Origin of the sequence: Microterricola viridarii (assembly GCF_900104895.1) — a bacterium.
GTDB classification, from domain to species: domain Bacteria; phylum Actinomycetota; class Actinomycetes; order Actinomycetales; family Microbacteriaceae; genus Microterricola; species Microterricola viridarii.
Window position 1 is genome coordinate 3,102,678 of sequence record NZ_LT629742.1, and the last position, 18,052, is coordinate 3,120,729.

Annotated in this window: 15 protein-coding genes; 8 read left to right on the top strand and 7 right to left on the bottom strand. The window is 68.3% G+C overall.

Going from position 1 to position 18,052, the window contains the following annotated elements:
- Positions 1-165 precede the first annotated feature (165 nt).
- The 4 genes from BLT62_RS14260 to BLT62_RS14275 form a co-directional block, all read right to left on the bottom strand.
- Positions 166-1,212, bottom strand: a complete 1,047-nt coding sequence (locus BLT62_RS14260) for an L-idonate 5-dehydrogenase (RefSeq protein WP_083364659.1) — start codon at positions 1,210-1,212, stop codon at positions 166-168.
- 24 nt (positions 1,213-1,236) lie between these two features.
- Positions 1,237-2,010: an SDR family oxidoreductase gene (locus tag BLT62_RS14265; RefSeq protein ID WP_083364660.1), complete on the bottom strand. Its 774-nt coding sequence runs from the start codon at positions 2,008-2,010 to the stop codon at positions 1,237-1,239.
- Between the two features lie 104 nt (positions 2,011-2,114).
- A complete protein-coding gene (locus BLT62_RS14270) occupies positions 2,115-3,518 on the bottom strand; it encodes a GntP family permease (RefSeq protein ID WP_083364661.1) in 1,404 nt (467 codons plus the stop codon).
- Between the two features lie 127 nt (positions 3,519-3,645).
- A complete protein-coding gene (locus BLT62_RS14275; RefSeq protein ID WP_407937553.1) occupies positions 3,646-4,203 on the bottom strand; it encodes a gluconokinase in 558 nt (185 codons plus the stop codon).
- 279 nt (positions 4,204-4,482) lie between these two features.
- Between BLT62_RS14275 and gndA the strand changes: the two genes are divergently transcribed.
- Both gndA and BLT62_RS14285 read left to right on the top strand, forming a co-directional pair.
- Positions 4,483-5,931 carry an NADP-dependent phosphogluconate dehydrogenase gene (gene gndA / locus BLT62_RS14280; RefSeq protein ID WP_083364662.1) on the top strand — a complete coding sequence of 483 codons (1,449 nt, stop codon included), beginning with the start codon at positions 4,483-4,485 and terminating at the stop codon, positions 5,929-5,931.
- 149 nt (positions 5,932-6,080) lie between these two features.
- Positions 6,081-6,905 carry a hypothetical protein gene (locus tag BLT62_RS14285; protein ID WP_231919221.1) on the top strand — a complete coding sequence of 275 codons (825 nt, stop codon included), beginning with the start codon at positions 6,081-6,083 and terminating at the stop codon, positions 6,903-6,905.
- Between the two features lie 36 nt (positions 6,906-6,941).
- On the opposite strand, the gene BLT62_RS14290 is transcribed toward BLT62_RS14285, so the two are convergent.
- A complete protein-coding gene (locus BLT62_RS14290) occupies positions 6,942-8,300 on the bottom strand; it encodes a glycosyltransferase family 2 protein (RefSeq protein WP_231919223.1) in 1,359 nt (452 codons plus the stop codon).
- Between the two features lie 333 nt (positions 8,301-8,633).
- On the opposite strand from BLT62_RS14290, the gene BLT62_RS14295 reads away from it, so the two are divergent.
- The 3 genes from BLT62_RS14295 to BLT62_RS14305 all read left to right on the top strand — a co-directional run bounded on the left by BLT62_RS14295 (position 8,634) and on the right by BLT62_RS14305 (position 14,864).
- A complete protein-coding gene (locus BLT62_RS14295; protein ID WP_083364664.1) occupies positions 8,634-10,046 on the top strand; it encodes a nucleotide sugar dehydrogenase in 1,413 nt (470 codons plus the stop codon).
- Positions 10,047-10,307: 261 nt separating this feature from the next.
- Positions 10,308-13,682 (top strand): cell wall-binding repeat-containing protein, encoded by a 3,375-nt coding sequence (locus tag BLT62_RS14300; RefSeq protein ID WP_172829720.1) that lies wholly within the window; start codon positions 10,308-10,310, stop codon positions 13,680-13,682.
- A gap of 96 nt (positions 13,683-13,778) precedes the next feature.
- On the top strand, positions 13,779-14,864 hold the full coding sequence (locus BLT62_RS14305; protein ID WP_083364666.1) for an NAD-dependent epimerase/dehydratase family protein: 1,086 nt from the start codon (positions 13,779-13,781) through the stop codon (positions 14,862-14,864).
- On the opposite strand, the gene BLT62_RS14310 is transcribed toward BLT62_RS14305, so the two are convergent.
- Positions 14,861-16,165: an APC family permease gene (locus BLT62_RS14310; RefSeq protein WP_231919224.1), complete on the bottom strand. Its 1,305-nt coding sequence runs from the start codon at positions 16,163-16,165 to the stop codon at positions 14,861-14,863. The genes BLT62_RS14305 and BLT62_RS14310 overlap by 4 nt on opposite strands.
- Positions 16,166-16,253: 88 nt before the next feature.
- Between BLT62_RS14310 and BLT62_RS14315 the strand changes: the two genes are divergently transcribed.
- From BLT62_RS14315 to BLT62_RS14325, 3 genes are read left to right on the top strand one after another with little or no spacing between them, the layout of a single operon-like run.
- Positions 16,254-16,607, top strand: coding sequence for a YidH family protein (locus BLT62_RS14315; RefSeq protein ID WP_083364668.1), 354 nt, complete (start codon positions 16,254-16,256; stop codon positions 16,605-16,607).
- A gap of 7 nt (positions 16,608-16,614) precedes the next feature.
- Positions 16,615-16,956, top strand: a complete 342-nt coding sequence (locus BLT62_RS14320; RefSeq protein WP_156786366.1) for a DUF202 domain-containing protein — start codon at positions 16,615-16,617, stop codon at positions 16,954-16,956.
- 43 nt (positions 16,957-16,999) lie between these two features.
- A complete protein-coding gene (locus BLT62_RS14325; protein ID WP_083364669.1) occupies positions 17,000-17,356 on the top strand; it encodes a hypothetical protein in 357 nt (118 codons plus the stop codon).
- 170 nt (positions 17,357-17,526) lie between these two features.
- On the opposite strand, the gene BLT62_RS14330 is transcribed toward BLT62_RS14325, so the two are convergent.
- Entirely contained in the window at positions 17,527-18,000 is a 474-nt protein-coding gene (locus BLT62_RS14330; RefSeq protein WP_083364670.1) for a hypothetical protein, read from the bottom strand.
- Between the last annotated feature and the right edge of the window lie 52 nt (positions 18,001-18,052).

An 18,052-nucleotide genomic window follows, 5' to 3' on the forward strand; every position in this document is an offset into this window, starting at 1 on the left:
CGTCAACCACGCTGTCTCCCTCGAACTTTGTCTTTACATACTGACATAGTATTCACCGGCTGCCAAGGGAGCCGGGGCCGGGCCGCCGCGCCCGCCCGCGAGCGGATACGCGGACAGGCCCAGTCCGCGGGGTTCCCCGCGGAGTGGGCCTGTCGGCATCGAGTGTTAGGAGAAGCGCAGCAGCACCTTGCCGCTGGCGGCGGAGTCGCGCGCGACCTCGAACGCCTGGAGCGCGTCGGCGGCGTCGAACTCGTGCGTGACGACCGGTCCCACCTGCAGCGAGCCGTCCGCCAGCGCGGCGATGACGTCGTCGATCTCGTCGTTGAAGCGGAACGAGCCGACGAGCTCGAGCTCGCGGGTGATCGCCAGCGAGATCAGCGCGGGCTGCTCGCCGGAGGGCAGCAGGCCCACCATGACGACACGGCCGCCGCGGGTCGTGCCGCGCACGGCCGAGGCGAGGCCGCGGTAGTTGCCCGAGGTCTCAAAGGCGATGTCGGCCTGCACGGCGGCGATGGAGTCGGCATCCGTCGCCACGATCGTGCGCGTGGCGCCGACGGCGGTGGCGATCTCGAGCGGCTTGTCGAACATGTCGACGGCGATGATCTCGGCGGCGCCTGCGCGCTTCAGCACGGCGACGGTGAGCGCGCCGATCGGGCCGCTGCCGACGACGAGCACCCGCTTGCCGCTGACGTCACCGGCGCGCGAGACCGCGTGCCAGGCCACGGCGGCGGGCTCGACAAGGGCAGCCTCGCGCAGCGAGAGGCCGGCCGGCAGGGCGCGGAGCATGCGCGCGGGCAAGACGGCGAACCGGGCGAAGGCGCCCTCGGTGTGCGGGAAGCGCGCCGCACTGCCGAGGTAGGTGCAGCCGGGCGAGAGGTTGGGGCGGTCGGCCGGGTAGGGCGTCCCGTCGCCGGGGCCGGGCGTCGCGGGGTGCACCGCGACGTCGGTTCCGGATGCCGGGCCGCTGCCGTCGGCCGCGGCGACGAGGACGCGGCCGACGACCTCGTGGCCGAGCAGCATCGGCGCCTTGAGGATGGACTCCCCCGCCGCGCCGTGCTGCCAGTAGTGCAGGTCCGAGCCGCAGATGCCGCCGTAGGCGATCTCGACGACGGCCTCGTCGGCGGCCGGGGTCGGCACAGGGACAGACTCGATGCGCATGTCGCCCGCGCTGTGCGCGACGACGCCGAGGGTTTCGGTGGGGATGGTGCTCATGTTCTTCTCCGCTACTTCTGGGAACTAAACGACGACCGTCATGCCGCCGTCGATGAAGACGACCTGACCGTTGACAAAGTTGGAGCCGGCAGAGGCCAGCCACACCGCGGGACCAACAAGGTCTTCAACCGTGCCCCAGCGGTGGGCGGGCGTGCGCCCCAGGATCCACTCGTTGAAGACGGTGTCGTCGACGAGGTTCTGCGTCATCTCGGTGTGGATGTAGCCCGGCGCGATCGCGTTGATCTGCAGGCCGTGCGACGCCCACTCGGCCGTCATGGCACGGGTGAGGTTGCGGATGCCGCCCTTGGACGCCGTGTACGGCGCGATGGTCGGCCGGGCCAGGTCGGTCTGCACGGAGGCGACGTTGATGATCTTGCCCGCACCGCGCGGGATCATGTGGCGGGCGGCCTCGCGGCCGACCAGGAAGGCGCTGGTGAGGTTGGTGCGGAGCACCCGCTCCCAGTCCTCGACGTCGAGGTCGAGCATCGGGACGCGGTGCTGCACGCCGGCGTTGTTGACCAGGATGGCAAGCGGGCCGACCTCGGCCTCGACCCAGTTGATGGCGGATGCCGCGGCCGCGGCGTCCGTGACGTCGAAGGCGATCGCGCGCACGCGCTCCTCGCCGATCTCGGCCGCCAAGGCCGCGCGGGCGGCTTCCAGCCGCGCCTCGTCGAGGCCGTTCAGCACGATGGTCGCGCCGGCGGCCGCGAGGCCCCGGGCGATCGCCGAGCCGATTCCCCGGCTGGAGCCGGTGACGAGGGCAATCTTGCCTGTGAGATCGAACATGTTCAGTGTCATAACGCTCCTCGGTGGTGCTGTGTGCTGGCGGGGGCGCGCATCGCTGATCGCGATACGCGCCCCCGCAGAACTGTTGTGTTACCCAGTGGCACTAACCAGTGGTACTAAAAGGTGCTGGCAATCAAGTAGATGGCGAGCGAGAGGATGAAGCCGCAGGCACCGATCAGGGCCTGGCCGACGGTCCAGGTCTTCAGCGTGGTCTTGGTGTCCATGCCGAAGAACTTGCTCACCAGCCAGAAGCCGGAGTCGTTGACGTGGCCGGCGAACACCGAACCAGCCGCGAGGCTGAGCACGATGGCAACGGTCTGCACCGCGTTGAACTCGGGGTTGCCGAGCACGACCGGCTGGATGAGCGCGGCGGCGGTGGTGAGGGCGACGGTGGCCGAGCCCTGGGCGATGCGCACGACGGCGGCGATGACGAAGCCGGCGACGATGACCGGCAGGCCGATCGCGTCGAGCGAGTCGGCAATGGCGTTGCCGATTCCGCTGGCGCGCAGGACGCCACCGAACATTCCACCGGCACCGGTGATGAGGATGATGGAACAGATCGGGCCGAGCGCGCTGTCGACGACGGTCTCAACGAGCGAGCGCTCCTTCTGCTGGCGCCATCCGAGCAGCCACATGGCCATCAGCACGGTGATCAGCAGGGCGATCGGCACCTCGCCGAATGCGCGCAGGATCTGGACCCAGGTGTCCTCGAGCGAGACGACGCCGGCCGTTGCCAGCATGTTCAGGCCCGTGTTGAGGAAGATCAGGCCGAGCGGCAGCAGCAGCAGGAAGACGATGGTGCCGAGCTTCGGGGCCGAACGGAACTTGTTCTCGATCGAGTCCGACGGGGCGTCCAGGATGGTCGGCACGGGGATGTTGAAGCGACGGCCGAGGAATCCACCGAAGAGGTAGCCGGCGAGGTACCAGGTCGGGATGGCGACGAGGAGGCCGAAGATCAGCACGAGTCCGACGTCGGCACCGAGCAGGCCGGTGGCGGCAACGGGGCCCGGGTGCGGCGGCACGAAGATGTGCATGACCGAGAAGGCCGCTGCGGCGGGGAACGCGTACAGGAGCAGCGAGCCGCCGAGGCGACGCGCCACCGTGAAGATGATCGGCAGCATCACGACGAGGCCGGCGTCGAAGAAGATCGGGAAGCCGAACATCAGCGAGGCGATCGAGAGCGCGAGCGGTGCGCGTTTCTCGCCGAACGTCTTGATCAGGGCGTTGGTGAGCACCTCTGCTCCACCGCTGACCTCGAGCATGCGGCCGAGCATCGCGCCCAGACCCACGAGCAGCGCGACGCTGCCGAGGGTGGAGCTGAAGCCGCTCATGAGCGTCGGAACCAGCCCGGCGGCGGGGATGCCCGTAGCAACCGCGGTCACCACGCTGACCACGATCAGCGCCACGAAGGCGTGAATGCGGAACTTCATGATCAATACGAGCAGCAGCGCGATTGCGCCGGCTGCGACGAGCAGGAGGCCTGGCGTACCAAGCGTCCAGTTGAGCTCGAGGTCAGTCATCGTTGTCTTTTCCTTTTTGTGGATTGTTTCTGCACGGAGTGCAGCGCTGCTGGTGAGCAGATGGGGCTGGTGGTGCGGGTAGGTAGTGCAAGTGGATGGAGCGGTCGGATGCCGCTCAGGTGCTGGGTTACGGGGTGGCCGCGTCGATGACGGAGAGCCGGTCGAGCACAAAGCTCACGATGGCGTCCGGCTTCATTGTGAGGTCAACGATCACTTTGCGCTCGTCGTCCTGCAACGGTTCGAGCGTGCTGAACTGCGAGTCGAGCAGCGTGTTCGGCATGTACTCGTGCACGCGGTGGCTCTGGCGCTCGGAGATGATCCCGCGTGCGCCGTCCAGGTGCACGAAGACCGTGCTGGGCGCGTAGGCGGTCAGCTGGTCGCGGTATTTGCGCTTGAGCGAGGAGCAGGCGACGACGATGGGGCGGCCATCGGCCAGCTCGGCGCCGATGCGCTCGGCGATGATCTCCAGCCAGGGCGCGCGGTCTTCGTCGTTCAACGGGTGGCCGGCAGCCATCTTGGCCTTGTTGGCGCGGGGGTGCAGGTCGTCGCCATCGATGAACTCAATGCCCAGCGCGGCGGCGAGGGCGGTTCCGATGGTCGACTTACCCGAGCCCGACACACCCATCACGATGAGCGGGGGAACGTTTGCGGGCACGGTGTTGCCATGCACAGGGTGATCAGACACGATCTTGGACTCCTCAGACGCTTCATTACATCTGATTCTTCATCGATACTAGATTCATAAATCAGATTTATTAGGAATACGCTAACACGTCGAAAGTTCCTCAGCTCCCACTCATCCGACGCCCACGCCAGCCCCAGCGAACGGTTGGCTCCCGCCCAGCACCTGACACTGGCACCTCGTTTGTCATGCGAGCATGAGGTGGTCAGGGCTTTGCTAGCGTTGACGCAGGGCGGATCACTCTGCCCGCTATTCCACCCAACCTCGTATTGGAGCATCCCCGTGTCGAATTCTCAGGCAAACATCGGCGTGATCGGAATGGCGGTGATGGGTTCGAACCTCGCTCGCAACCTCGCCAGCCGTGAAGGCAACACCGTCGCGATCTACAACCGCTCCGCCGAGAAGACGCGCGCCGTTGCGGCCGAGTTCCCGGATGCCGGCTTCGTGGCGACCGAGACCATCGAGGACTTCGCCGCCTCGCTGCAGAAGCCGCGCACCGCGATCATCATGGTGCAGGCCGGCCGCGCCACCGACGCCGTGATCAACCAGCTCGTCGAGGCCTTCGAGCCGGGCGACATCATCGTCGACGGCGGCAACGCCCTCTTCACCGACACCATCCGCCGCGAGAAGGCCGTGCGCGAGACCGGCATCAACTTCGTCGGCGCCGGCATTTCCGGCGGCGAGGAGGGCGCGCTCCTCGGCCCGTCGATCATGCCCGGCGGCTCCGCCGAGGCGTGGGAGACGCTGGGCCCGATCCTCACCTCGATCGCTGCGGTCGTCGACGGGCGCGCCTGCGTGACCCACGTCGGCACCGATGGCGCCGGCCACTTCGTCAAGATGATCCACAACGGCATCGAGTATGCCGACATGCAGCTCATCGCCGAGGCCTACGACCTCATCCGCCGCGGCACAGGCAAGAGCCCGGCCGAGATCGCCGAGATCTTCGCCGAGTGGAACAAGGGTGAGCTCGAGAGCTACCTCATCGAGATCACCGCCGAGGTGCTCCGCCAGACGGATGCCGCCACCGGCAAGCCGCTCGTCGACGTGATCGTCGACCAGGCCGGCGCCAAGGGAACCGGCGCCTGGACGGTGCAGACCGCCCTCGACCTCGGCATCCCCGTCTCCGGCATCGCCGAGGCCGTGTTCGCCCGCTCTCTGTCCTCGAAGCCGGCACAGCGCGCCGCCGCATCCGCCCTGCCGGGCCCGGATGGCGACTTCGCCGTCGCCGACGTCGATGCCTTCGTCGAGGACGTGCGCCTGGCCCTCTACGCCTCGAAGATCATCGCCTACTCGCAGGGCTTCGACGCCATCGTCGCCGGCGCGGAGGAGTACAACTGGGACATCAAGAAGGGCGACATCGCGGCCATCTGGCGCGGCGGCTGCATCATCCGCGCCCAGTTCCTCAACCGCATCACCGACGCGTACGCCGAGAACCCGGGCCTGGTCGCCCTGGTCACCGCGCCGTACTTCACCGACGCCGTCGCGGGCGCCCAGTCGGCATGGCGCCGCGTCGTGATCGCCGCCGCCCAGGCCGGCATCCCCTCCCCCGCGTTCTCGTCGTCGCTGGCGTACTACGACGGCCTGCGCGCCGACCGCCTGCCGGCCGCGCTCGTGCAGGGCCAGCGCGACTTCTTCGGTGCGCACACCTACAAGCGCGTCGACCGCGAGGGCACCTTCCACACGCTCTGGTCCGGCGACCGCAGCGAGATCCAGGCAGTCGACGCTCACTAGCCGTCGATTCACGACAGCGCCGCCCCGCTCTCGCGGGGCGGCGCTTTCGCGTCTGCGGATGCCACGTCCCGCCCTCGACGTCGGAGCCGCCGCGGCGTAACATCACCCGGTAGTCGCACCGGTCGATGGTGCCCCAGGAGCACACCACCATGGCTGCCAGATCAGATCGCCCCGTGCCGTGCCGGCGCCCGCTCCGCGCGGCCGGGCGCCCCCAGCAGGGAGTCGTCGCGGCCTCCGCCCTGCTCGTCCTCCTCGGCTTGACGGCGTGCGCGCCGAACAGCGCACCGGGCGATGGCGACCCGCCTGCGCAGCCGACCGCCGGCTACCCCCTGCACACGGGCATCATCGCCACGACGTTCTGGGTCGGCGAGATCTTCGACCCGAATGCCTCCGACGGCAGCCAGATGATCTCGACCTACGACGGCGAGTGGTTTGCTCATTACGGCGGATGCGACGGCGACGACTCTGCGGGCAGCTGCGAGACCGAGGCGCGCAGCGCGGCCAATGACTACTTCCCGAACTCGATGACGCCGCTGCTCAACCCGTTCTACCTCGACCTCCCCTTCGACGACGTCAACGACCCCGCCGCGTTCGCCCGCCGCGCCGAGGTGATCCCCTGGGCGAACGCGCCGGAGTACCAGGGGCAGGCGGAGAACAGCTCGGTGAGCATGATGCTCAACCGCTGGGTCAAGCTCATCAAGGGCGATCGGGTCTGTTATGGGCAGATCGCCGACGCGGGCCCCGGCCAGTACAACGACGCCGAGTACGTCTTCGGCAGCGACGACGCCCGCCCGCAGAACCAGAAGTTCAACGGCGCAGGCATGGACGTCTCGCCCGCGTTGAACGGCTGCCTGGGGTTCAGCTCCCTGAACGGAGAGGATGACCTGGTCGACTGGCAGTTCGTCGAGGAATCCGATGTGCCGCCCGGGCCGTGGCTGCGAGTGGTGTCACGGGGCCACGAGGTGCAGTGGTGATGGGGTCACCGCTCGCATGAGGGCGCCCGGCCCGCCCTAGACCGTCGTGTCGCCGGAGACCAGGTCCAGGCGGCGTGCGGGACTGACCCAGCGCCCATCGCCGCCGACGGCGCGCGATGCCCGCAGGGTGCTCAGGCAGATCCACGCGTCGGCCGTGCGCACGAGGGGGAAGAACACGCCGACGAACAGCATCTTCGGACGCCCGAGGACGAGCGCGGCGAACAGCGTGAGCGCGTAGTCCGGCAGCACGATCACGAGCAGGACCTCGCCCGGGGTGACGAAGGACAGGAGCTCGTCCGACCAGGCGGCAGCAGTGCCCCACAGGTCCAGCCCTGGCCACATCGCGTTGTCGACGCTCAGCACGGTCGCGGCATCCGGCGTCGTGATGAGCTGCGCCAGGATCGTCGTTCCGAGCAGCACGAGCAGCGCGAGGTACACGAACGCGCTCGTCGTGATGTCGACGATGTAGAAGCCGACCGCAACCCAGAAGACGTGCGGCCGGAAGTGGTGCTTGCGCACCGTCTGCCAGAACCCGAGGCTCCAGCGCCTCGTCTGGTTCAGGTAGTCGTGGATGGTGCCCGGGTCCTGTGTGTACGCGACGGCGGCCCGCGGGTGGAACGCGATCCGGCCGAGCCGCTGGGCGTGCACCTCGAACGTCATGTTGAAGTCCTCAATCACCAGGCCCGGAGGATCGATGTCGATGTTCGGCAGCACACGGGTGCGGTACATGCTCGCGAAGCCGGGCACGATGAAGATCGCGTTGGCCCGCTTGGCCGCTTGCCCGTATTTGAGGAACAGCTGGAGCACCACGTAGAGACGCTCCCGGTAACTCACCAACACGCGGCCGAGCCGCGTGGGCGGCGCCGGGCTTGCCAGTGTGCGCACCCGGCCGGCCACGGCCACGACCTCTGGATCCCTGAACAGCCGGAGCCCGGTGACCAGGTAGTCGGGCGCCAGATGGGTGTCGGCATCCAGCAGCACCATCACCTTGAATTTCTCGACGATCTCGAAGTGCTCGAGCGCCGCGACCAGGGCACCGGCCTTGCCGCGGTTGGGGTTCAGGTCGAGCACCTGCGCGCCCTCAGCGCGCGCGATCGCGACCGTGTCATCGCTGGAACCGTCGGACACGATGTGGATCTGCGCCAGCGGCAGATGCATGGCCGCCTGTCTGATGGTGCGCGCTATCACGGCGGACTCGTTGTGCGCGGCGAGCAGGATCGCAACGTCGGACAGCCCGATGGAGTCGATTTCCTCGGCGCCCCGCCGTCGAATCTTCGGTCGGACCGCCAGGGAATGGGTTCCCAGTCGCTCGCCCACAAAGCGGAGCATGCCGATGACGATCCAGAAGACCGTGCTGACGCCCGTGAGCAGGAGTATGACGATTCCAATGAACACTCGCCACTCCCGCCGCTCTCTCGCCCCTCTCGGGCGCCGGCGTCATCGGTCAGCGGCAGAGCCCGACAGGCCCACCGTGACGGCCCCCGAGGGTGACTCCGCGACCACGATAGCTGCTTTGCGGTGGGCACGCCAGCGCTTTCCCGCCACATCGAAACGGCCTGGTGAAGCTCGAAAGTGACCCCCAAAATGGGGGTACAACTCCCCGTGGTCATTTATTTTTCGCGATGCTAAGGTCCCCTAGTGAAGTCGAGGAAATCTCGAGTTCATAACGTACGCAAATTTGTTTGTGATCATCGGGGTGACCACGACTCGCACGACGAGGAAACCGCCATGGTCTTGGACAACACCCGTTCGCGCAACAAAACGCAGGGTGCCGCGCTGCTTGAACCGATTGAGTTCGAAAACGTTGATCTCAACGCTGTTGATCTCAACACCGTCGAGTTCATTCCCGGCTCCGTTCTCAAACGACTGCCGGAAGAGTCGCCCTTCAGTTACGACATTGCGATCATCGGAATGGGCTACGTTGGGCTGCCGACGAGCCTCGCCTTCGTCGAATCGGGCCTCCGGGTACTGGGCGTCGAGCTGAGCCAGCTGCGCATCGACGCCATCACACGCGGCCACGTTGACCTGCTGGCGTCCGACCAGGACCGCCTCACCCGGGCGCAGCAGAGCGGATTGCTGCACGTCTCGAGCGATTCCGCACTGATCTCGCAGGCCGCAACCGTGATCGTCTGCGTGCCCACCCCCGTCGACGCGTACCTTGTGCCCGACCTCAGCCTGCTGAGGAGCGCATGCGCCACGGTGGTGCAGCACGCAGTGGCGGAGCAGGTGCTGATCCTCACCTCGACGTCGTACGTCGGAAGCACGAGAGATTTGATGATGAATCCGCTGATCGAACGCGGATTCACCCCCGGAACCGACATCTTCATCGCGTTCAGCCCAGAGCGCATCAACCCGGGCGCGGCTGGTTACGCCCACGAAGATGTCCCACGCGTGGTCGGCGGTGCAACCCCGAATTGTACCGCCGCCGCGGCTACCATCGTTGGCGGCTACGTCAACCAGATTCACCTGGTCAGCTCGATGGAAACGGCTGAGATGACCAAGCTCGTGGAGAACATTTTCCGAGCGGTGAACATCGCGTTGGCGAACGAGTTCGCCGACGTCAGCGCGTTGCTCGACCTCGATGTCGTCGAGGTCATCAACGCCGCGGCCACGAAGCCCTACGGCTTCATGCCCTTCCTGCCTGGGCCGGGGGTCGGTGGACACTGCATCCCCTGCGATCCGCACTACCTGCTCTGGCAGCTGCACAAAGAGCGGCGCAGCGCACCGCTGATCGAGCAGACCATGAGCCTGATCGCGGCCCGCCCACGCCGCGTCGTCGACCGAGTGCGGGAGCTGCTCTCGACCCACCGGCGCGGTCTGACCGGAACCCGGGTGCTCGTCGTGGGCGTCGCCTACAAGCCCGACGTCGAGGACGTGCGGGAGTCGCCGGCCCTCGAGGTGCTCAGCGCTCTCCAACATGAGGGCGCGATCGTCGCCTACTACGACCCGCTGTGCCCGCACGTGCGACTCCACGACGGGTCGTTGCTTTCCAGCGTCAGTGACCCGACCGAGTTCGGCAGCGAGGTCGCCGTGATCCACACCGCCCACAGCGGAGTCGATCTGGGCTGGCTCGACGAGGTCGAGTTCGTGCTCGACACCAGCTACACCGCTAGTGCCATCGCCCACGCGGTGCGCCTCTAGCCCCACAGACGACGGAAGTCGCCCGCTTCGAGCCATGCGACTTCCGTCCCCCTTCCGCAGAACACCGCAGAACACCGCAGGACAACCGCTTCACCCGTTTCACCCGTTTCACCCGCTTACCCGCGAACCCGCATTTGTTTTCCGTTTGAGAGCACGGCTCGCGACGCACGGCCCGCCACACCACAACCCGACGATCGGAATCTGATGTCCCGTCATCTAGCCCGCGCCCGCCACGAGTCGACTCCAGCCCCTCAACCCCCAGTGGCTGAACAGCCGCCTCGACACCGAAGACTGATCGCCCTCGGAACCGTCGCCGCCCTCGCGGTGACGATGGGTGTGACCGTCCTGGCAGCGGCGCCCGCGCAGGCTGCCGGCGAGACGGTTGTGTCGCTCACCTTTGACGATGCCAATGCCGACCAGATGCCCGCAGCCCAGATGCTGAGCACCAAGGGGCTCCCCGGCACCTTCTTCATCAATTCGGGCTTTGTCGACCAACCGGGCTGGATGAGCACTGCCGATCTGGCCACGCTGGCCGCAGAGGGACACGAGATCGGCGGCCACACGCGCAGCCACCCCGATCTCACGCAGGTGCCGCAAGACGAGGTGTTGCGTCAGATCTGCAACGACCGTGTCACGCTCAGCAACATGGGCTACCAGGTCACCAGCTTCGCGTACCCCTTCGCCTCGGCCAACGCGAGCGTCGAGGCGGCAGCCGCGAGCTGCGGGTACAACAGCGCCCGTGGGCTCGGCGATCTGCGCACTGCACCCGGAACGGAGTGCGCATCGTGCGACTTCGCCGAGTCGATTCCGCCGGCCGACCCGTACTGGACCCGCGCGGCCGACCAGGTCGATGCCACGTGGACGCTTCAGAGGCTCCAGCAGACGGTCACCGATGCGGCCGCGAACGGTGGCGGCTGGGTTCAGCTGACGTTCCACCATGTCTGCGATGGCTGCGACGACCTCGCGATATCGACAGCCGTGTTCGACCAATTCACGACATGGTTGGCGGGATGGAAAGACAACGCGACAAAGCTGGTCAAGACGGTGAACGGGGTCGTCGGCGGCGCCGTGAAGCCGCTCGTTTCCGGACCGGCCTTCGTGCCGCCGCCGGCCGCGGGGCCCGGCGTGAATGCCCTGCAGAACCCCGGTTTCGAAGAGATCGCCGCGGCGGGCATCCCCCGTTGCTGGTGGGATTCATCCTTCGGCCTGAATACCTCGTCATTCGCCACGGTGAGCCCCGGTCGAACGGGCACGTACGCCTCGCAGGTAACCGTCAGCGGGTACACGACAGGTGATGCCAAACGGCTACAGATATTCGACGGCGGCGCGTGTGCGCCCACCGTTGTGGAGGGCCAGACGTACTCGCTGCGCTCCTGGTACAAAGCGACGGGAGTCACCCAGTTCACCGTGTACTACCGCCAGACGGACGGAAGCTGGATCTACGGTACTTCGAGCCCGTGGTTTGCCGCCGCGACCGACTACACCCAGGCGCTCTGGACGACGCCGGCGATTCCCGCAGGCGTGAACGGCATCAGCTTCGCACTGAACGTCTTCGGGAACGGAGAACTCACCACCGACGACTACTCGATGTACAACACCGTCGGAGCCCCGGCCACCGATGAACTCGTCGCCCCCGCGCCCACCATCACGGGCACCGCCCAGGTCGGCTCTGTGTTGACCGCCAACGCGGGCACCTGGACTCCGGCTCCCGTCACCCTGGCCTACCAGTGGCTCGTCGCCAATGTCGCTGTCCCCGGCGCCACGGCAGCGACATACACACCGGTCGCCGGCGACGTCGGCAAGACCGTCACGGTGCAGGTCACTGGAACCAAGACGGGCTACGTCACCAAGGCCGTGACCAGTGCCGCGACCGCCGCGGTGGCCGCGGCCCCGCCGCTCGTGCTCGTCGCGCCGACGCCCACGATCACCGGCACCGCCAGGGTCGGCTCGGTGTTGACCGCCAACGCGGGCACCTGGACTCCGGCTCCGGTCACCCTGGCCTACCAATGGCTCGTCGCCAATGTCGCCGTCCCCGGCGCCACGGCAGCGACATACACACCGGTCGCCGGCGACGTCGGCAAGACCGTCACGGTGCAGGTCACCGGAACCAAGACCGGCTACGTCACCAAGGCCGTGACCAGTGCCGCGACCGCCGCAGTGGCCGCAGCCCCGCCGCTCGTGCTCGTCGCCCCGACGCCCACGATCACCGGCACCGCCAGGGTTGGCTCGGTGTTGACCGCCAACGCGGGCACCTGGACTCCGGCTCCGGTCACCCTGGCCTACCAGTGGCTCGTCGCCAATGTCGCCGTCCCCGGCGCCACGGCAGCGACATATACACCGGTGGCCGGCGATGTCGGCAAGACCGTGACGGTGCGTGTCACCGGAACCAAGACCGGATACACCACCAAGGCCGTGACCAGTGCCGCGACCGCCGCAGTGGCCGCAGCCCCGCCGCTCGTTCTCGTCGCCCCGACGCCCACGATCACCGGCACCGCCAGGGTCGGCTCGGTGTTGACCGCCAACGCGGGCACCTGGACACCGGCTCCGGTCAGCCTGAGCTACCAGTGGCTCGTCGCCAATGTCGCCGTCCCCGGCGCCACGGCAGCGACATACAAGCCGGTGGCCGCCAACGTCGGCAAGACCGTGACGGTGCGCGTCACCGGAACCAAGACGGGCTACACCACCAAGACCGTCACCAGCGCCGCGACCAGCCCGGTCGCCGCAGCGCCAACACCGCGAGGCCCACAGCGGCTCGCGGGCGCAGACCGCTTTGAGACGTCGGCCCTCGTCTCGGCAGCGACCTTCAGCGCTGGGGTGCCCGTCGTCTACATCACCACCGGCGGCGACTACCCGGATGCACTCTCTGCCGGGCCAGCCGCGGGGACGGGTGGGGGCCCGGTGCTGCTGGTCTCGCGCGACGCGATCCCGCAACCCGTCAAGACCGAACTGCTGAGGCTCAAGCCGGCACGCATCGTCGTCGTGGGTGGCACCAGTGTTGTCTCTACCGCAGTACAGACTGCGCTCGCGCAGATCGCCCCGACGAGCCGTGTGGCTGGCGCCGACCGCTTTGAGACGTCGGCCAAAATCTCGGCCGCCAGCTTCAAGCCTGGTGTTGCGGTGGCGTACGTTGCCGCCGGGACCAACTTCCCCGACGCCCTCTCGGGTGGCGCTGCGGCCGGCTCCGTGAAGTCGCCTGTGCTGCTCGTGACCTCCACGGGCATCCCCGAGGTGATTCGCGCAGAGCTTCAGCGGCTCAAGCCCGGCAAGGTCGTAATCCTCGGCGGGACCGATGTCGTATCGGCTGGGGTGGCGACTGCCCTCGCTGGGATCGCGCCGACCTCGCGGGCTTCCGGAGCGGACCGGTACGCGACGTCGGCGAAAATTTCCAGCACCACATTCTCTCCCGGAGTGAAGGTGGCCTATTTGGTCACCGGAGGGAACTTCCCGGACGCCCTCTCGGCCGGCTCTGCGGCGATCGTCGGCGGTGGACCGGTCCTGCTCGTGCAGGGTGGTTCCCTCCCCACCGCCATCGCGGCCGAGCTCTCCCGGCTGCGCCCCCAGCGCATCGTTGTGCTGGGTGGCCCGGTGGTGGTGAGCGAAGCGGTGTTGAACGCCGCACAGACATATGTGCGCTAGCCCTGACTGTCGGCGGCTGGACGCCCGGCCGCCGACACTGCCGATAACCCGCTCGCTCCATCCGCGACACATCGACCTGGAATGCGATAAAACACAATGATCACCACAGTTACCGGCGGCGCCGGGTTCATCGGCAGCCACCTGGTCGAGCAGTTGATCGAACGCGGCGACTACGTCACCGTCATCGACGACCTCAGCACCGGCTCGATCGAGAACCTCGCCCCCGTCCTCGGCCACATCCGAATGCGCTTCATCGAGGGGTCCATCCGCGATCCGGAGGCCGTGGCCAGCGCTGTCGAGGGCGCCGACCGCGTCTTCCATCTGGCTGCCGCTGTCGGCGTGCGCCTCATCGTGGAGCACCCGCTCGAGAGCCTGCGGACGAACATCCACGGCACAGAGACGGTACTCGACGCGGTGCGTGCGGCCGGTGCGACGCTGCTGCTCGCCTCGACGAGCGAGGTGTACGGCAAGAACACCGCAGACAGCCTCGACGAGGAGGCCGACCGGATCCTCGGCTCGCCCCTCAAATCACGCTGGACATACGCCGCGGCCAAAGGCATCGATGAAGCTATCGCCCACGCATACTGGCGCGAATACGGGCTTCGCGTCGCGATCGTGCGACTCTTCAACACGGTCGGCCCCCGACAGACCGGTCGCTACGGCATGGTCGTTCCCACGCTGGTCGGGCAGGCCCTGGCCGGCGAGCCCGTCACCGTGTTCGGCGACGGTTCGCAGACGCGCTGCTTCGGCTACGTCGGCGACGTGATCCCGGCCCTGATCGCCCTGGCGGAGGAGCCGGCCGCATACGGGCAGGCGTTCAACCTCGGCGGCCGCTACGAGGTGTCGATCCGAGACCTGGCGCAACGGGCCATCGACCTGCTGCACAGCGACAGCTCCATCGTCTACGTGCCGTACGCCGAGGCCTACCCGGAGGGCTTCGAGGATATGCAGCGTCGAGTGCCCAACAACGGCAAAGCCCGCGAGCTGATCGGCTTCGACCCGCAGACAACGGTCGACGAGATCATCGCCCATGTCGCAGCGGCATTGTCGACCTCTGGCGCGCGCCGCGCCGCCGTCACGGAAGTCGCCGTCGAGGAGTTCGCCCCCGGCGTCGTCGAGCAGTCGGGCGAGCCAGAACTGGCGCTCGACGAGCGGCTGGCCTACAACCAACGGGTGGTCTAGGCCGGTCGCGATCGTGGTCTCCGCCGTGCGCCTCGCGCCAGGCGGAGGCCACGGGCGGCCAGCCCGACGACGAGCACGACCCCGGCCGTCAGCACGCCCTGCCAGGGCAGAGTGAAGGCCAACAGCGTGCAGCCGACGGCTCCGACGACATGCACGGACGGGTGCAGCCAGCGCTCGGCAACGGGTTGGCGCAGTGCGGCCAGGTGAGCGATCGCATAGTAGGCCAGCACGCACGTGGCCGAGAAGCCGACCAGCCGGGCCGGGTCGAGCAGGAGAACGGCTGCCATCGCGAGCACGGCGACGACGAGCTCGGCGACAACCGGTGAGCCGCGTCGATCCGAGACCCGACTGAGGCTGCCGGGCAACTCCTGGTCGCGGGCCATCGCCAGACCGGTCCGGCTCAGCCCGGCCAGAATTCCCAGCAGAGAGCCGAGGCACGCCAGTGCGGCGACGAGGCTCACCACGAGCACCCACGTGTTCGGGCCGCCGGACAGGCCCGGGCCACCGGTGACAATGGCCGCCACCTCGGCCAGCGGCGAACTCGAGCCTGCAAGGCGCTCCGGGCCCAGAACAAGCACGACCGAGAGGCCGATCGCCGCATACAGTCCGAGAGCGATTGCCAGCGCCCCGAGGATCGCGCGGGGAAGGGTGCGGCGCGGCTCACGCACCTCTTCGCCGAGGGTGGCCATGCGCGCATAGCCGGCGAAGCAGAAGAACAGCAGCCCGGCCGATTGCAGCACGCCCAGCCAGCCGGCACCCTCCCCGGGCAGAACCGGGGCCGGGGACGCTGCGACAGGGCCGCCGCCCGCCGCCCACAGCACCACGAGCACCACCAACCCGCCGAGGCCGACCAGGACGACGGCCACGAAGGCTCCGCTGAAGCGGGCCGTGCTGCGCACGCCGAGTGCGTTGACGGTCGCCAGCACGGCGATGGCGCCGACCGCCACCCAGCGCCCCTGCCCCGGCCAGAGGTACTCACCGGCGATCAACGCGATCGCCCCGGCCGAGGCCGTCTTCCCCGCCAGGAACAGCCACCCCGCCGAGAAGCCCCACCACTGTCCGAGCAGCGCGCGGCCGTAGGCGTAGGCGCCACCGGAGACGGGGTGCGCCATGGCGAGCTGGGCAGAGCTCAGCGCGTTCAGCGTGGCGATCACGGCCGCGATCAGCAAGCCGATCAGCAGCCCGGCCCCCGCCGCCTCGGCCGCCGGCGCCCAGACGTAGAACACGCCCGCACCGATCATCGAGGCCAGGCCGATCGATATCGCGCCGGGAATGCCGAGGTGACGTCGCAGTGTGTTCACCCGCAGATCGTAGCGGGGAGGGGTGAACGGCATGGTGCGCTGCCGTCATCCGCGATACTGGAATGCGCGCAACAAGCAAGGAGAACGCATGCGGAACCCTCAATGGCGGCAGCAGGGCGAGGAGCCCGACTACCGTTTCACCCTCGCCAACGAGCGAACCTTCTTGGCCTGGATCCGCACCGCGCTGGCGCTGCTTGCCGGTGGCGTGCTGCTGCACCAGTTCTCCCACGCCCTCGGCCCGCGCTGGGTTGTCGTGGCGCTGGCCGTCGTGCTCGCCCTCATCGGCGCCGTCCTCAGCGTGATCGCGTACACGCGGTGGCGGGCCAATGAGATCGCGATGCGCACCGGCAAGCCGCTGCCCTTTTCGCTGCTGCTGCCGCTGCTGGCCGGATTTTGCCTGCTCACGGCGGCCATCATCGCCGTCCTCATGATCTTCGGATGACGCAGCAGTGATCCCCGCCCAGCCGACGGCCCCGCGCCCGCGCGACCCCGGCTTGCAACCGGAGCGCACGGCGCTCGCGTGGAACCGCACCGCCCTGGCCGTCGCGGTCAACGCGGCGCTCGTGCTGCGTGCCGGCGCGCTCGGCGATGCCCCTCTGTTGGTGGGTGTTGGCGTCTTCCTGCTGCTGGCAGCGGGAGCGGCGACCGCCTACTCGTCGATCCGCAAGCGGCAGCTGCTGCGCGCGATCGACACGCCCCCGCCGAGCAGCTCCCTGGCGCTGACGCTGGCGGCTGTCCTCGCGCTACTGGCCAGCGCGGCCGGAATCGCGTCGATCCTCACGATCCGATGACCGTTCCCGCCCAGGCAGCGGCGAACTGCGAAGATGGAGCACGATGACAAACCACCCAGAGCTCGCCATCCACGACGACGATGATTCCCGGCCGCTGCATGGCAACCGGCGGCGACGACTCACCCAGATCGTCGTTCTGCTCTGCGTGCTCGGGCTGGTGCTGCCGACCATCTTGACCACGCTCAGCGTGTCTACCGCGACGGCGGATCGGGCCTGCGAGATCACGGTCGGCGCGTACTATCCGGACGCCGGCGGCTCTCGCGCCGGGTTCGAGCTATTCGGCAACGGCGGCCCCGGCTGGCAGTGCTACCGGCTGAACCAGAGCGGCGCCGAGTTCTACCTGGCCCCGCTCGGACTCCTGCCCGGCATCCCCTCGGTCGTCCCCGGCCAGCAAAGCTAGCCTGTTCGCGTCGGCTCGAACCAGGGTGCGCGGTCTCGATCCGGCCCTGGCGGGTCTACTCGACCAGCGGGATTGGTCGTTCCCCCGTTGGCTCGAGGGAGCGTGCGACAGAAGCCCACTCTGCGACCCCTCTGAGTGAGACCGTCGCACTCCCGGAGCCGTCAGCGGGCTCAGCCCTCTGGCAGGAACACCCGCTTGTACTTGCGTCCGTCCGGAAGCTCGATGGTCTGCGCCTCCAGTTGCCCCCGCGTCACGCGCAGGTAGATGGCCTGAGCCGTCACGCCGAGCTTGTCGGCGGCCTCGGCGACGGAGAGACCGGGCAAGTCGGTGGGCTTCGCGCTCGGCCGCGCCGAACGCTTCCGGCTTGCCTGCTGGCGCTCGGCGATCGCCGCGTCGTCGCCCTGCCAGCGCGCCTTGGCGGCGGCCGGGCTGAGCCGGGCGGCCGCCCCGATCTCCCCCCAGTCGGCGCCCGAGGCGAGGGCTTCCCGCACGGCCGTGAGCGAGGCGGCATCCGCTTCGAGCGCGGCGATCAGGGTGCGCACGGCGGAGAGCCGGTCGAGCGCGGATGCCGGCGTCGGGGTCGCCGCGTCGAGCTCCTGAGCACGTGCCAGGGCGGCACGGGTGTCATCGGCGAGAAATGGCATGGGTACCTCCGGTTTGGGGACGCCTGAGTCAGGGCGGCGTCCACCTAGCGAA

Excerpts from the sequence above, each read along its gene's own strand:
- BLT62_RS14260 (WP_083364659.1), bottom strand. The coding sequence starts at position 1,212 with ATGAGCACCATCCCCACCGAAACCCTCGGCGTCGTCGCGCACAGCGCG.
- BLT62_RS14265 (WP_083364660.1), bottom strand. The coding sequence starts at position 2,010 with ATGACACTGAACATGTTCGATCTCACAGGCAAGATTGCCCTCGTCACC.
- BLT62_RS14270 (WP_083364661.1), bottom strand. The coding sequence starts at position 3,518 with ATGACTGACCTCGAGCTCAACTGGACGCTTGGTACGCCAGGCCTCCTG.
- BLT62_RS14285 (WP_231919221.1), top strand. The coding sequence starts at position 6,081 with ATGGCTGCCAGATCAGATCGCCCCGTGCCGTGCCGGCGCCCGCTCCGC.
- BLT62_RS14295 (WP_083364664.1), top strand. The coding sequence starts at position 8,634 with ATGGTCTTGGACAACACCCGTTCGCGCAACAAAACGCAGGGTGCCGCG.
- BLT62_RS14305 (WP_083364666.1), top strand. The coding sequence starts at position 13,779 with ATGATCACCACAGTTACCGGCGGCGCCGGGTTCATCGGCAGCCACCTG.
- BLT62_RS14315 (WP_083364668.1), top strand. The coding sequence starts at position 16,254 with ATGCGGAACCCTCAATGGCGGCAGCAGGGCGAGGAGCCCGACTACCGT.
- BLT62_RS14325 (WP_083364669.1), top strand. The coding sequence starts at position 17,000 with ATGACAAACCACCCAGAGCTCGCCATCCACGACGACGATGATTCCCGG.
- BLT62_RS14330 (WP_083364670.1), bottom strand. The coding sequence starts at position 18,000 with ATGCCATTTCTCGCCGATGACACCCGTGCCGCCCTGGCACGTGCTCAG.